This is a genomic window from Neisseria yangbaofengii, assembly GCF_014898075.1.
Classification (GTDB): Bacteria; Pseudomonadota; Gammaproteobacteria; order Burkholderiales; family Neisseriaceae; genus Neisseria; species Neisseria yangbaofengii.
The window spans coordinates 1,824,046-1,838,470 of sequence record NZ_CP062976.1 but is presented as its reverse complement, the minus strand read 5'-3'; the positions used below and the strand labels follow the sequence as shown (position 1 = coordinate 1,838,470).

The 14,425-nt window shown below is 48.8% G+C and carries 11 protein-coding genes; 10 read left to right on the top strand and 1 reads right to left on the bottom strand.

Annotation, left to right across the window (positions count from 1 at the left end; all coding sequences use genetic code 11):
* Window positions 1–89 precede the first annotated feature (89 nt).
* Window positions 90–1,538: an NAD-dependent succinate-semialdehyde dehydrogenase gene (locus H4O27_RS08940; RefSeq protein WP_165010727.1), complete on the bottom strand. Its 1,449-nt coding sequence runs from the start codon at window positions 1,536–1,538 to the stop codon at window positions 90–92.
* 329 nt (window positions 1,539–1,867) lie between these two features.
* Here H4O27_RS08940 and H4O27_RS08935 point away from each other — a divergent pair, with 329 nt between their 5' ends.
* The 10 genes from H4O27_RS08935 to H4O27_RS08890 all read left to right on the top strand — a co-directional run bounded on the left by H4O27_RS08935 (window position 1,868) and on the right by H4O27_RS08890 (window position 13,180).
* Complete coding sequence (locus H4O27_RS08935; RefSeq protein WP_165010725.1) at window positions 1,868–4,330, top strand: TonB-dependent hemoglobin/transferrin/lactoferrin family receptor; 2,463 nt, start codon at window positions 1,868–1,870, stop codon at window positions 4,328–4,330.
* A gap of 79 nt (window positions 4,331–4,409) precedes the next feature.
* Window positions 4,410–5,042: a biliverdin-producing heme oxygenase gene (locus tag H4O27_RS08930; protein ID WP_165010723.1), complete on the top strand. Its 633-nt coding sequence runs from the start codon at window positions 4,410–4,412 to the stop codon at window positions 5,040–5,042.
* A gap of 188 nt (window positions 5,043–5,230) precedes the next feature.
* A complete protein-coding gene (gene thiM / locus H4O27_RS08925) occupies window positions 5,231–6,028 on the top strand; it encodes a hydroxyethylthiazole kinase (protein ID WP_165010721.1) in 798 nt (265 codons plus the stop codon).
* Window positions 6,029–6,113: 85 nt separating this feature from the next.
* Window positions 6,114–6,920, top strand: a complete 807-nt coding sequence (gene thiD, locus H4O27_RS08920; RefSeq protein WP_165010719.1) for a bifunctional hydroxymethylpyrimidine kinase/phosphomethylpyrimidine kinase — start codon at window positions 6,114–6,116, stop codon at window positions 6,918–6,920.
* 295 nt (window positions 6,921–7,215) lie between these two features.
* Window positions 7,216–7,632, top strand: a complete 417-nt coding sequence (locus tag H4O27_RS08915) for an OsmC family protein (RefSeq protein WP_165010717.1) — start codon at window positions 7,216–7,218, stop codon at window positions 7,630–7,632.
* A gap of 353 nt (window positions 7,633–7,985) precedes the next feature.
* Window positions 7,986–8,732: a GntR family transcriptional regulator gene (locus H4O27_RS08910; protein WP_165010715.1), complete on the top strand. Its 747-nt coding sequence runs from the start codon at window positions 7,986–7,988 to the stop codon at window positions 8,730–8,732.
* 257 nt (window positions 8,733–8,989) lie between these two features.
* Window positions 8,990–9,892, top strand: a complete 903-nt coding sequence (locus H4O27_RS08905; protein WP_165010713.1) for a LysO family transporter — start codon at window positions 8,990–8,992, stop codon at window positions 9,890–9,892.
* A gap of 81 nt (window positions 9,893–9,973) precedes the next feature.
* On the top strand, window positions 9,974–10,747 hold the full coding sequence (locus H4O27_RS08900; RefSeq protein WP_165010712.1) for a DeoR/GlpR family DNA-binding transcription regulator: 774 nt from the start codon (window positions 9,974–9,976) through the stop codon (window positions 10,745–10,747).
* 15 nt (window positions 10,748–10,762) lie between these two features.
* Entirely contained in the window at window positions 10,763–11,380 is a 618-nt protein-coding gene (locus H4O27_RS08895) for a glutathione S-transferase family protein (RefSeq protein ID WP_165010710.1), read from the top strand.
* Window positions 11,381–11,494: 114 nt separating this feature from the next.
* Window positions 11,495–13,180 (top strand): glutamine--tRNA ligase/YqeY domain fusion protein, encoded by a 1,686-nt coding sequence (locus H4O27_RS08890; RefSeq protein WP_165010708.1) that lies wholly within the window; start codon window positions 11,495–11,497, stop codon window positions 13,178–13,180.
* The last annotated feature ends 1,245 nt before the right edge of the window (window positions 13,181–14,425 follow it).

Below are 14,425 nucleotides of genomic sequence, written 5' to 3'. Positions count from 1 at the left end.
AAAAAATGCTTAAAGATTCAATGTTTGGATAAGCCAAGGCCGTCTGAAAACAGTGTTTTCAGACGGCCTTAAAAATAAATTGTTCATATTCAGCGGCTCACGCCCGCGGTAACGATGTATTTCATTTCCAAATAATCGTCCATACCGTATTTCGAGCCTTCACGGCCGACGCCCGATTGCTTGATGCCGCCAAATGGCGCGGCTGCGTTGGATAAGCCGCCGGTATTCACCGCCACCATGCCGTATTCCAAGGCTTCTTGGGTGCGGATGATGCGGCCGATGTCGCGGCTGTAGAGATAGGCGGCCAAGCCGAATTCGGTATCGTTGGCGAATTTTACCGCTTCTTCATCGCGGTTGAAACGGAACACCGGTGCAAGAGGGCCGAAGATTTCTTCTTTGGCAAACTTCATGTCCTGCGTGGCATCGCGTAATACGGCAGGCTGCATAAACAGGCCGTCCGAATTGCCGCCGCACAATAATTTTCCGCCTTTTTTCTGCGCATCATCGATGAATTCTTTGACCTTTTTCACTGCTTCTTCGTCAATTAACGGACCGATGTCGATGCCGTCTTCCCAGCCGCTGCCGACTTTGAGTTTCTTCACGGCAGCGGTGAATTTTTCGACAAATTCGTCATACACGCTGTCTTGCACATAAAAGCGGTTGGCGCAGACGCAGGTTTGTCCGGCATTGCGGAATTTGCTCGCCACCGCGCCTTTGACCGCTTCATCAATGTCGGCATCGTCCAGCACGATAAACGGTGCATTGCCGCCCAATTCCAACGAGATTTTTTTCACGCTGTCGGCGCATTGTGCCATCAGTTTGCGGCCGGTTTCGGTCGAGCCGGTAAAGCTGAATTTGCGCACGCGCGTGTCTTGCGTCAACACGCCGCCGATGCCGCGCGACGAGCCGGTAACAATGTTCAACACGCCTTTCGGAATGCCTGCGCGTCCGGCCAATTCGATAATTGCGAGCGCGGAAAGCGGTGTTTTGGAAGCCGGGCGGATGACACATGTGCAACCGGCAGCCAGCGCAGGCGCGACTTTGCGCGTAATCATGGCGTTGGGAAAATTCCACGGCGTAATTGCGGCGCACACGCCGACAGGTTGGCGGATGACCTGTACGCGTTGGTCGGCAGATACTGCCGGAATAGTGTCGCCGTAAATGCGTTTGGCTTCTTCGGCAAACCACTCGATATACGACGCGCCGTAAGCGATTTCGCCTTTCGCTTCGGCCAAAGGCTTGCCTTGTTCCATGGTCAGAATCATGGCCAAATCGTCTTGGTGTTCCATCATCAAATCAAACCAGCGGCGCAAAATGCGGCTGCGCTCTTGCGCGGTTTGCGCCGACCACTCGGGCAGCGCGGCATAGGCGGCATCCACTGCATCGCGTGCTTCTTGTTCGCCCATGTCCGGCACTTCGCCGACGGTTTCGCCATTGGCCGGATTGGTAACCCGGATGGTTTGGCCGCCCGTGGCTGCCAGCCATTGGCCGTTGATGTAACACAGATTTTTCAATAAGTGCGGGTCGTTGAGTTGCATGGTTTGATCCTTTGAAAAGTTTCAGACGGCCTCAAGTGGCAATGGTTTAAAACTACGCTTTCACATCCGGCTTGTCAATGTTGTAGGGAATATGAAGATTCGGGCATTGGCTCATCATGATAGCAGCCAATGTTTTTCCGATTTAAAAATCAGTTTTTATATTTTTTAGAAAATTATCCGATAGTTTTAGTTGAGTTATTTTGGTTTTTGATTATTAAATTGAATATTTAATAAAAATGATATATATTTACATTTTGTTAAATGAAGTATGTGGTTGTTAACTTATATAAACCTAATAACAGTATCACGTTTGATAATAGAGATAAGAAATGAAAACAAAACAATTGCCCTTATTACCGATTGCGGCCTGCATAAGTATGACCTTTAGCTGCCCGTCTTATGCGGCAGATGATGCAGCCCAATTGATTGCCGATGAGGCCAATCAGGCTGTGGATTTGAAAGAAGTACGCGTGAAGGGGCCGCGTGTGGTGCGTACGGAAACCATTGAGCGTGCTGATCGTGAAGTGTTAGACCGTGAAATGATCCGGGATAACCGCGACTTGGTGCGCTATTCGCCTGATGTGGGTGTGGCCGACCAAGGCCGCCATCAAAAAGGCTTTGCCATTCGCGGGGTGGAAGACAACCGTGTCGGCATGAGTATTGATGATGTGGCCTTGCCGGATTCGGAAGAGAATTCCTTATATAAACGCTACGGCAATCTGAATACATCGCGCCAAAGCATTGACCCTGAGCTAGTACGTTCGGTGGAAGTGGTAAAGGGCGCTGATTCCTTTAATCAAGGCAGCGGCAATTTGGGCGGCGGTGTGAATTACCATACTTTAAACGCTTCCGACATCATCACTGATGACAACAAATTCGGCCTGATGCTGCGCAGCGGTCATGCCACCCGCAACCGTGAATGGACGCAAACCGTCGGCACCGCCTATCAAGGCGAGCAAGCCGAAGCGGTGGTGTTGTATTCCAACCGTCTCGGCCATGAAATGAAAAGCGCGGGCGGCTTTACCATTCCGGAAGACAGCTTAGGCATGCGCATCAGCGGCAGCAGCCGTCAGATTCCCGATTCCTCCAAACACCAAAACCATAGTTTTTTAGGAAAATTCTCTTGGAAATTCAATGAAAACAACCGTATCGGCGTATCGCTCAACGGCCAGCAGGGCAGCAATCATGTGATTGAAGATTCGGCCACGTCTTTTAATACGCAATGGCGTGAAGCAGATGACCAATTCAAACGCCGCACCGCCAATGCTTTTTACGAATATACGCCCGATTCCGATTGGCTCTCGCGGGTGAAAGTCGACGTCGATTACCAAAAAGCCGTTACGGAATCGCTCAATTACGAAGGCACGCGCGCGCATACTGAGAGTTGGGGGCAAGTGGTGCCGTGGGAACCGAGCGACAACAATTTCCGAACTTTTACCAGCAAAATGAAGCGTTTGTCGCTGCGCGCCGACAGCCAACCGTTGCCGGTTGCCGGTACCGACAATACTTTTTCGTTTAACGCGTCGGTGATGAATAAAAAGTTCGACATTCTGCATGAAGACACTTTTTATGTATCGCCGAATTGGAGCGGCCCTAAAGAATGGACCGAACCGGTTTTCGAAACCATGATGTATCCGGTGAAAACGCACCAATATTATTTCTCGCTGAAAGACCGCGTGAAATTTAATGATACCTTCTCCGGCCATGCGGGCGTCCGTTACGATTATGCCAAGGTCCGGCCGCAGGATTTAGGCGGTTTAACCTGCCGCAACTGTTTGAAACCGAAACCGGCCGACAGTACATTCAAAGGCTGGACGTGGACCTTAGGCGCGGATGCGCAATTGAATGAAAACTGGAAACTGGCCTACAACATCGGCACCGGTTTCCGCATTCCGAATGTGTCGGAGATGTATTTCGATTACCGCGAAAATGCCGGCGGCGCATGGATGTCGAATCCGAACCTGAAAGCCGAGCGCAGCTTGAGCCAAGCGCTGTCTTTGGGCGGCAACGGTTCATACGGCAAATTGTCGGCCGGTCTGCACCACACCAAATACAAAGATTTTCTGTATGAACAGGAAACGTGGGAAAAATACGAATCTTACGGCCGTGAATTTTGGCGCCCTGTGCAGCAGATGCAAAACGCGGACAATGCCAAGATTTACGGTCTTGAACTGACCGGCACGCTCAATCTCGACCGTGTTGCGCCGCTGCCGGAAGGTTTCCGCTTCTTCGGCTCGCTCGGTTGGAACAAAGGCAATATGAGTAACGGTGCCGATTTGCTGTCGCTGCAACCGCTGAAAGCCATTGTCGGCTTGGATTATGAAGACCCGAACGGAAAATGGGGTATGTTCTCGCGCCTGACTTATCTGGCCGGGAAAAAAGCCAAAGACGCCAAATATTTAGCTGCGGCAGAAGAACGTTGTACCGCCTACGCCGAGCGCGATAATCCGTATTGGCCGTATTGGGGCAGCGGCCCGACCGAGCGCACGTGCAGTAATTACGCTCACGATACCGAGCTGAAAACTTGGCCGCATTTAAACAAAAAATCCTTTGTGTTTGACTTGTTCGGCTACTACAAACCGACCAAAAACCTGACCTTGCGTGCCGGTGCGTACAACATTTTCAACCGCAAATACCACACGTGGGACAGCTTGCGCGGGTTGAACATCACAGGTGGTTTGATCAACAGCGTGGGCAGCCGGCCGAATGTTACTTACGGCGGTTATCCGGGATTGGAACGCTTCTACGCGCCCGGCCGCAATTATGCCGTATCGTTGGAATACAAATTCTAAAATCAGCCGTTTTCAGACAGCCTGATGAATAAGGCCGTCTGAAAACATTTGGATGGACTACATACATAGGAAAATAAACATGAGCAACGAAAACTTAACTTTTGCCGAACGCTTAAAAGAAGACAACCGCACCGTACACGACAGCGTCGATAATCTGGTGATGTCGGTTGAGCCTTTCGAGAGCGAAGAAAATTATATTAAATTTCTGAATCTGCAATCGGTTTTCCACAAAATTGTCGATGACATCTACAAAAATCCCGAATTGAATCAAAAAATTCCCGCACTGGCTTCTATGGCGCGTTACGAAGCGGTGGTGCAGGATTTGGCCGACTTGAAGCAGCCGGAATATGTGCATCAAGGCGATTTGCCGAAACCGGAAGGCAACAAGGCCATCGGCTGGCTGTATTGTGCGGAAGGTTCAAATTTGGGCGCGGCATTTTTGTTTAAAGCGGCCAAGCAGAAATTGAGCTTTGACGAAAACCACGGTGCCCGCCACTTGGATGCCCACCCCGAAGGCCGTGGCAAACATTGGCGCGAATTCCGCGAACATTTAAATAACTTGGGCTTGGACAAAGCCGCGCAAGATGAAGCGGTGGAAGGCTCAAAAGATGCGTTTGCGTTTTACAAAGTGATTTTGCGCGAAGTATTCGGTTTGCCTAAAGATGCCGAAGCGGCGACCCAAGGCGCGGTACACGATTACCAATTGCCGTAATGTCCGTATGAATCGGAAGTGCGTTTAATCTCTCGGGCCGTCTGAAATTCAGACGGCCTGAGACTTTTTCCGAATCCTTTGGTATAGTGGATTAAATTTGCATGAAGGCAGGCCGGGCATACGAAACAAAAGATCCCCGTTTGCCCAAGCTTCCCAAGGCCGTCTGAATTATTGTTAAGGAAACCATCATGAATTTTGCCTGTCTGGACCGCATGCGCGCGCGCAATCCTTTGGTACACAGCATCACCAATACAGTGGCCGCGCATTTCACCGCCAACGGTTTGCTGGCGGCGGGGGCTTCGCCGATTATGGCCAACGAAGCTGACGAAATGGCGGATATGGCGGCGGTTTGCGATACCTTGCTGATTAACATCGGTACGTTGGAGCAATCCACCATCGCGGCGATGTTTGCCGCCGGAAAAGCGGCCAATGCGCGCGGCATTCCGGTGGTGCTCGATCCTGTGGGCGTGGCGGCGACACCTCTGCGCCGTGAAACCGTGGCGCGTTTGCTCGAAGAAATCAAGTTTACGGCGATACGCGGCAATGCGGCCGAAATCGGTTTTATCGCCGGAGAGAAATGGCAGGGCAAAGGCGTGGATGCAGGGCAGGGAGCGGCCAATGCGGCGCAGATTGCGGCGGCAGTGGCGCAGAAATATCAATGTATTGTGGCGGTAAGCGGCGAGACCGATTATGTTTCAGACGGCCAATCGACTTTTGCCGTGAAAAACAACACGCCGCTGTTTCCGAAAATCACCGCATCAGGTTGCTTGCTCGGTGCCGTGATTGCTGCGTTTTTGGCATCGGAGAAGGGTGGTGGTTTGTCCGCAGTAACGGCGGCCTGCACCTTTTACGCTGTAGCCGGTGAAACCGCCGCACAGGGTTTGGACGAACGTCAAAGCGGCACGTTCGGTGTGAAATTAATCGACAGTTTGGCTGTGACCACCGTACAAGATTTGGCCGGCAAAGCGCGTGTCGAGGCCGTCTGAACAGACAAATGCATAATCATTTTTTGAAAAAGTTTTTCAGACGGCATGATTAATAGGCCACCTGAAGGATTTAAGGAGAATAAAAATGGCAGAAACATTGGTACAAAGTTTAACCATTGCCGGTTCCGATTCGGGCGGCGGTGCGGGTATTCAGGCCGATTTGAAAACCTTCCAAATGCGCGGCGTGTTCGGCACCAGCGTGCTGACGGCGGTAACGGCGCAAAATACTTTGGGTGTACACGGCATCCATTTTGTACCGACCGGCATCATCACCGCGCAAATCAAAGCGTTGGCTGATGATTTCGACATCCACGCGTTTAAGCTCGGTATGCTCGGCACGGCGGAAATCATTGAATGCGTGGCCGATAATCTGCAAAATTGCCGCTTCGGACAAATGGTGCTCGATCCGGTGATGATTGCCAAAGGCGGCGCGTCGCTGTTGCACAATTCGGCGGTGGAAGCGATGAAAAAGCATTTATTGCCGCGTACCGATGTGCTCACGCCCAACCTGCCTGAAGCCGAAGCCTTGACCGGAGTGAGAATCGACAACCGCCAAGATGCCGAACGTGCCGCGCGGCTGCTGCAAGAAGCGGGTGTGAAGCATGTGGTGATTAAAGGCGGCCATCTGAACAACAGCCAAAGCGAAGTCTGCACCGATTGGCTGTTTACGCCTGACGATGTGGTCGAAATGGAAAGCCTGCGTTTCCCGACGCTGCACACCCACGGCACCGGCTGTACCTTTTCCGCCTGCATTACCGCTGAACTGGCCAAAGGCTTTGCAGTAGAGCAAGCCGTGCAGACCGCGAAAGACTACATCACCGCCGCCATCAGCCAGCCGCTGAACATCGGCGCGGGTCACGGGCCGGTCAATCACTGGGCTTACAAAGATTGATGGTTGCGAGTAAGAGGCCGTCTGAAAAATCATTTTCAGACGGCCTTGAGTATGGATATTTCATCAGTAGATTTATGCATCTAATAACATCATGCTTTTAACATCATGCTTTGAAGCAAAAAACTTATGGCGAGAATATTGCTCCGAGTTACGTTAAGCACGGCATCTTTTTGCGTACCGGGAAAAATTACCTCCCTATCAGCAGCATTGGTAATTTGACATAGAATTGTTTACAATACGCGGCATTGAAGCCGTACCGGAATCCAGCGCGGCAGTTTTTAAGAAAGTATAGAATATGCAAGTTACATCAAAATGGTTGGACGGAATGTGTTTTGTCGGCACTACAGAAGGCGGACACAGCGTGGTGATGGAAGGTGCGGCGGCGGAAGGCGCGCTAAAGCGCGGTGCCAGCCCGATGGAAATGTTGTTGCTGGGCGTGGCCGGTTGTTCCAGCATTGATGTGGTGATGATTGCCGAAAAGCAACGTCAAAAAGTAGTCGATTGCCAAACCACGGTAACAGCCAAGCGCGCCGATGAAGCGCCGCGCGTGTTTACCGAAATCCATATTCATTTCAAAGTCATCGGCCATGATTTGAAAGAAACCGCGATTGCCAAAGCGGTGGAATTGTCGGCGGAAAAATACTGCTCTGCGTCGATTATGTTGGGCAAAGCGGCGAGAGTAACGCACAGTTTTGAAGTGGTTGAAGCCTGATTTTTCAGACGGCCTTATTCAAAATTGAATTAATCAGGCGGTTTTCAGGTAAAATAACCTTGTTACGGCGCGTGCGGAGAAATGGTGCAAAAGGCCGTCCCAACAGCATAATAGGGCGGGCTCAATGGATATTAAGCAACATCTGCTTGCAAATCGCCTATCAAAAAAGCAGATATATTCAAGCTGTATCTTGAATATATCTGCCGATTTGAACCTTTTCTCTCTATTTAACCGCCTTGTAATACTTGGCTTTTCTTTAGAGTTATTGTGCAATTTATGTTCTGAATTGTCAACAAATTTTATTAATATTGTAAATAACCCGTTTGTGCAAATAAAATTGCTAGGAAAATCAAATGAATAACCAAAATAAATCAAATCATACCGCAACCAATACTGCACCGGCGACATCTTCATTAATTTTGGAAGAGCGGCACGATTCCGAGCTTTTCCGCGTTTATGCATCTATTTTGGATGCCATTACCGACCACGTTTTGCTGCCGGGCAAGAAGCTGACCGAATCCGATTTGTGCCGCCAGATGGCGTGTTCGCGCAATACCGTGCGCAGCGCTTTGTCGCTGTTGGCGCACGATAAAATCGTCGATTTGCAGCCCAATCGCGGTGCATTCGTGCATGTGCCGGATTTGAAAGAAATTCAAGATGTGTACAAGTCGCGCATCGAGTTGGAAACCATGATTTTCAATTTGTTGCTTGAATTGCCGGATTTGGAAACGCGTCTGCAGCCCATGTATGACATGATTGAACGTGAAGCGGAAGCGTCGGTAAACGGCGACAGTGTAGGCTGGAACCGCTTGGCCAATGCCTTCCACGTTGAATTGGTGCGCCTGCTGGATAATGACGTGTTGTTTGAAATCATGAATACCTTGTGCGCCCGCTCATCGCTGATTGTGGCGGTCTTCGGCGAACGCAGCCACGGCCACGGCCACCGCACCAGCGGCCATACCTATAGCGAACACCGTGAAATTTTGGATTTGCTCGCCGCCGGTAAACGCACGCGGGTATTGAAGCTGTTACGCCGTCACTTGGGCGGCTGTATCGAGCGCTTGGAAGGCAAATACGAAGCGCAAAACGAATTGCATTGATTAATCTGAAGCAGAGGCCGTCTGAAAGGTTTTCAGACGGCCTGAAACCTTTGTAGGCCTCATGAACCACCAATAAAACCAAAACAGCCGTCATTCCCGCGTAGGCCGGAATCCGTCTTAAGCATTCAGGTAACCTATTTTATTCAATAGTTTGCCATGCTCAAAAAATGGATTTCCGTTTGCGCGGGAATGACGTCGTTTTTGTGCGTTGGCTTTTGAAGTATTTTGCAAAGGTCTCGCCTTTGATGTGGGAAAAAATGGAAAGTTTGACAACCCTATTGTCGGTGTTGGTGCCGATGTTTCTCGGCTTTTTTATCCGCCTGCCCAAACCTTATTTGGCCTTGGTGGATAAAATGCTGGTGGCGCTGGTGTATGCCGTGCTGTTTTTAATCGGCGTGTCGCTCTCACGCGTGGAGAATTTGGGTTCGCAGATCAATACCATCGTGCTGACGACCTTATTGTTATTTGCCTGTACCATCGGCATGAATCTGCTGGCCTTGATGTGGTTTGACCGCCGCTTTCCGTGGCAGGTCAAAGATTCGGGCAAGAAAGCCGGTGTCAGCCTATCGGGCAGTGCGCAACAGCTCGGTTGCGTGGCTTTGGGTTTTGTGTCCGGCAAACTGATGGCCGATGTGTGGTTGCCGTCTGCAAACTTGGGCATGTATTGCCTGATGGCGCTGGTATTGCTAATCGGTATCCAGTTGAACGGTAGCGGTGTGAGCTTGCGTCAGGTATTGATTAACAAACGCGGTGTTCAGACGGCCATGATTATGATGGTATCGTCGCTGGCCGGCGGTTTGCTGTTTGCCGCGTTGAATGAAGACGTATCTTGGCTGAAAGGGCTGGCTTTGGCTTCGGGCTTCGGTTGGTATTCCTTATCGGGCTTAGTAATGACTGAAGCCTATGGCGCGGTGTGGGGCAGCATTATGCTCTTGAACGATTTGGGGCGAGAATTTTTTGCGCTGGTGTTTATCCCGATGTTGATGCGCCGCCACCCGAGTGCGGCAGTGGGTGTGGGCGGTGCGACCAGCCTGGATTTCACCTTGCCGATTATTCAAAGCTCGGGCGGTTTGGCTGCTGTGCCGCTGGCGATTAGTTTCGGCTTTATCGTCAACGTGGCAGCACCGTTTTTAATGGTGGTTTTTTCCTCATTCGGTTGAAGTAGTTAACAAAATTTGGCAAAATTCTAAGAATGTAGTCGGCATAAGAACAATACGGTAAACCACACAAAAGAGAACACCATGAAACCACGAATCCAAAGACACGAAAAAATCATCGAATTGGTGCGTGCACAGCATTATATGTCCATCGACCAATTGGCCAAAGAATTGGGTGTAACCCCGCAAACCATCCGCCGCGACATCAATTTATTGAGCGAAGAAAACGTACTGCGCCGCTATCACGGCGGAGCAACTTTGGGTGATGTTTTAGAAAGTGAATTGCAACAAGGCAAGCGCAACAGCCATCAGGAAGAGAAAAACGCCATTGCGCAACTGATTGCCGATCAAATTCCCGATAATGCCTCGCTTTTTCTCAGTATCGGCACCACCATGGAAGCCGTGGCCGCCGCGCTGATTAAGCAGCGCCGCAACTTACGCATCATTACCAACAATATTTACGTCGCATCAATGGCATCTTCCCGCAGTGATTACATTGTCATCATCACTTCCGGCGTGGTGCGTCCGATTGACGGCGGCGTTACCGGCGTGGCTACTGTGGATTTCATCAATCAATTCAAAGTTGATTATGCGGTGATGAGTACGCACGGTGTGGAAGAAGACGGCTCGCTCTTGGATTATGACTACAAAGAAGTCAGTGTGATGCAGGCAATGATGAACAATGCGCGCGTGAAATTTTTGGGTGTAGATCACACCAAATTTAACAGCAATGCCTTGGTGCGCTTAGGCAATATTACCGAATTCGATAAAGTGTTTACCGACCGCGCACCGGCCGACAATATGCGCAAAATTCTCGACAGCGCCGGTGTGGAATGGCTCACGCCGCCTACGCGCTAATTTTAGGAGCAGAACATGAAATTGTGGTATTCCAATACCAGCCCGTATGTGCGCAAGGTGCGTGCTGTGGCTGCTTATCATGGCTTGGATACACAGATTGAAGCCCATCTCATCAGCGGCGCAGCGTTTTCCGAACAAGCCGAACACAACCGCGACACGCCGCTCGGCCGAATTCCGGTTTTGCAAACCGATGAGGGCAAATGGCTTTACAGCAGCAATGTCATCGCCGAATACCTTGATGCACACGGCAGCGGCGACACTTTATATCCGCAAGGATCGCAGCGTTGGGAAATCTTGAATCTTCACGATTTGGCCGCAGGTATGCTGGACAACACCATTACTATGGTAGGTGAAAAACTGTTGCGCCCTGAATCCGGGTGGTGGCAATCGCGCCATACGCAGATTATCCGGCGCAACACGCGTACGCTGCCGGTGTTGGCCGAAGTCATCCGGCCATTTGGCACAAAATTGAATATCGGCACGCTCAATGCCGTGTGTGCGATTGATTTTCTCCGTTTCCGCAACGCGTTGACCGAAGCCGGCACAATGGCAGGTTTTGCCGAATTGGCCGTGTGGGCAGACGAAATGAATGCGCGCTATCCTTGTTTGGCAGCAACCCAACCTTTTTCCTAAACGATTTATCAAATCCGACATCTCAGGTACAATCCATTTTTCAAAATTTTGTTCAGACGGCCTGTTAAAATCTGATAGGCCGTCTGAATCCTTATCTTTTATAAAGACGATTTTATGCTGAATAAAGAACAATTTGCGGACAACCACTTCATCCGCACCATCATCGAAGACGATTTGCAAAGCGGCAAACACAGCACCGTGCAAACCCGTTTCCCGCCCGAGCCAAACGGCTACCTGCACATCGGCCATGCCAAATCCATCTGCCTGAACTTCGGTTTGGCTTATGTTTACGACGGCTTGTGCAACCTGCGTTTTGACGACACCAACCCTGAAAAAGAGAGCGACGAATACGTCAATTCAATTAAAGAAGACGTGCGCTGGTTGGGCTTCGAATGGTCGGGCGAGCCGCGCTATGCGTCTAATTATTTCGATCAACTGTTCGATTATGCTGTCGGTTTGATTCAAGAAGGCAAAGCGTATGTCGATGATTTGACCGCCGAAGAAATACGCGAATACCGCGGCACGCTGACCGAGCCGGGTAAAAACAGCCCTTACCGCGACCGCAGCATTGAAGAAAACTTGACTTTGTTCTACAAAATGCGCGATGGCGAATTTGCCGACGGTAGTAAAACCCTGCGCTTGAAAATCGACATGGCCGCGGGCAACGTCAACCTGCGCGACCCTGTGATTTACCGCATCCGCCGTGCGCATCACCACAATACCGGCGACAAATGGTGCATCTATCCGATGTACGACTACACCCACGCCATTTCCGATGCCATCGAAGGCATTACCCATTCGCTGTGTACGCTGGAATTTGAATCGCATCGTCCGCTGTATGATTGGGTACTCGACAATATCCCTGCGCCGAATCCTACCCGACCGCGTCAATACGAATTTTCACGCTTGGAATTGCTGTATTCGATTACATCGAAACGAAAATTGAACCAATTGGTTTCAGACGGCCATGTATCCGGCTGGGACGACCCGCGTATGCCGACCATTTCCGGTATGCGCCGCCGAGGCTACACGCCCGAAGGCTTGCGTCTGTTTGCCAAGCGCGTGGGTATTTCCAAATCGGAAAATGTGGTCGACATGAGTGTTTTGGAAGGTGCGATTCGCGAAGAATTGGAAAACTCCTCCCCGCGCCTGATGGCGGTATTGAACCCGTTGAAAGTTACCTTGACCAATTTTGAAGCCGGCAAAACCCAAAGCCGCCGTGCTGCCTATCACCCGAACCACGAAGAAATGGGCGGGCGTGAAGTCCCGGTTTCACAAACGATTTACATCGAAGCAGATGACTTTGCCGAAGAGCCGCCAAAAGGTTGGAAACGTTTAACCCTAGGCGGCGAAGTGCGCCTGCGCCACGGCTATGTGATGAAGTGCGATGAAATGGTTAAAGATTCAGACGGCCACATTACCGAACTCAAATGCAGCATTGACCACGACACGCTGGGCAAAAATCCCGAAGGCCGCAAGGTAAAAGGCGTGATTCACTGGGTGTCTGCCGAACATGCTGCCGAAATCAAAGTGCGCCTGTACGACCGCTTGTTTACCGAAGCACGTCCGGATGCCATTCGCGGTGAAGACGGCGAATATCTGCCGTTTACCGATTTCCTGAATCCCGAATCAGTAAAAGAAATCACCGCCTACGCCGAGCCCGTGGCAGCCACCTTGCCACCCGAAAGCCACTGGCAATTCGAGCGCATCGGTTATTTCGTAACCGACCGCAAAGACCACAGCGCCGAACAGCCGGTATTCAACCGTACCGTAACCCTAAAAGACAGTTTTGCCAAATAAGATTTTGAAATTTATAAAAAGCCGTCTGAAAATTTATGAAATTTTCAGACGGCTTTTTGATTGTACAATTCGTAGGTACTGTCCCGAAAATCAAAGTGGATTTTCAGGCGGATTTATTTGGTATGAAACATAAATGTCATTTAGGTTATTTTACAAAAGCCAACATATTTTTCCGTTTGATATACAGAATAACCGATTATACGAAAGTCATTTTTGAAATATGATTGGTTTGTAGAATACGCGGTGGGGGTATGTGATGATGACATAGGGTTTTAAGGGCAAGTTAAGGGTCGGGCAGATATTTCAGACGGCATACTGATGTGAAGACATAAGAGGTAAATAAATGAAATATATTCTTTGGGGTCTAAGAATAAATTATTTAGTATTTTTTGTAACTGTCTTACTAGTCATTTTTGTTATTTATTTCCCTGTTGGTATCAATTTGAATATTATCCGGCATGAAATTATTAATCTATTTTTAATAAAATCAGTAAATTCAATAGAAATAAATAATTCCTTGCAAATTACTTTTATTAATTCTTTGATGCTTGTCCCTATAAATTTTTTTGTAAATGCGCTGTTACTAAAATATTTTTTTGATAAAAAACATCCAAGTATATTCGAGGAAATTAGAAACAGTAACAGGCTTTTGTTTTACACAGGTTTCTATGTATTATCTCCTTATGAAACAGAAACCAAAATAGCGGAATGTAACATTTTTAAAAAATTATTTGTACTAATTATATATAGTTGGGTTGTATTTTTATCAATATATCAGATTTTAGATTTAGACTTTATAAAATTTCCTAAAATTGGAAGCGTAATTTTTTTAGTTTCTAATTATAAAATATTTTTACTGATATTTAATTTTATAGTTTTTTTTTCAGTAAGCTCAACTTGGTTAGGGTTCCTATGTGGAGTCATATTATTATTAAAGTCTTTTTTCACTAAATTCAACTAAAAATATTTGGAGATTGAAAATGTCAACTAAAAATTGTGGATGCTCTTCTTATACAAAGAGGAGTGAAGCAAACGATACCATTGGAGCAGGGTTGTCTAGTGCTGATGATGGATTTAAAAAGTTTATTGAAAAATTTGGTTCTGCCGAGTTAGCCAAAACACCTTCTGCAAAATTATTTGGTCATGTCAGCCTACTAATTGCAGGAAGTCAGGTAGCAGCCGAATTATATAAAGGAAATAATGAACAAGCTTTTATTGAATTTACATCAGCAACTGCTTCTTATT

Coding starts and splice junctions, on each gene's coding strand:
- thiM (WP_165010721.1), top strand. CDS start 5,231: ATGAATTTTGCCTGTCTGGACCGCATGCGCGCGCGCAATCCTTTGGTA.
- H4O27_RS08930 (WP_165010723.1), top strand. CDS start 4,410: ATGAGCAACGAAAACTTAACTTTTGCCGAACGCTTAAAAGAAGACAAC.
- H4O27_RS08910 (WP_165010715.1), top strand. CDS start 7,986: ATGAATAACCAAAATAAATCAAATCATACCGCAACCAATACTGCACCG.
- H4O27_RS08905 (WP_165010713.1), top strand. CDS start 8,990: ATGGAAAGTTTGACAACCCTATTGTCGGTGTTGGTGCCGATGTTTCTC.
- H4O27_RS08935 (WP_165010725.1), top strand. CDS start 1,868: ATGAAAACAAAACAATTGCCCTTATTACCGATTGCGGCCTGCATAAGT.
- H4O27_RS08900 (WP_165010712.1), top strand. CDS start 9,974: ATGAAACCACGAATCCAAAGACACGAAAAAATCATCGAATTGGTGCGT.
- H4O27_RS08915 (WP_165010717.1), top strand. CDS start 7,216: ATGCAAGTTACATCAAAATGGTTGGACGGAATGTGTTTTGTCGGCACT.
- H4O27_RS08940 (WP_165010727.1), bottom strand. CDS start 1,538: ATGCAACTCAACGACCCGCACTTATTGAAAAATCTGTGTTACATCAAC.
- H4O27_RS08895 (WP_165010710.1), top strand. CDS start 10,763: ATGAAATTGTGGTATTCCAATACCAGCCCGTATGTGCGCAAGGTGCGT.
- thiD (WP_165010719.1), top strand. CDS start 6,114: ATGGCAGAAACATTGGTACAAAGTTTAACCATTGCCGGTTCCGATTCG.
- H4O27_RS08890 (WP_165010708.1), top strand. CDS start 11,495: ATGCTGAATAAAGAACAATTTGCGGACAACCACTTCATCCGCACCATC.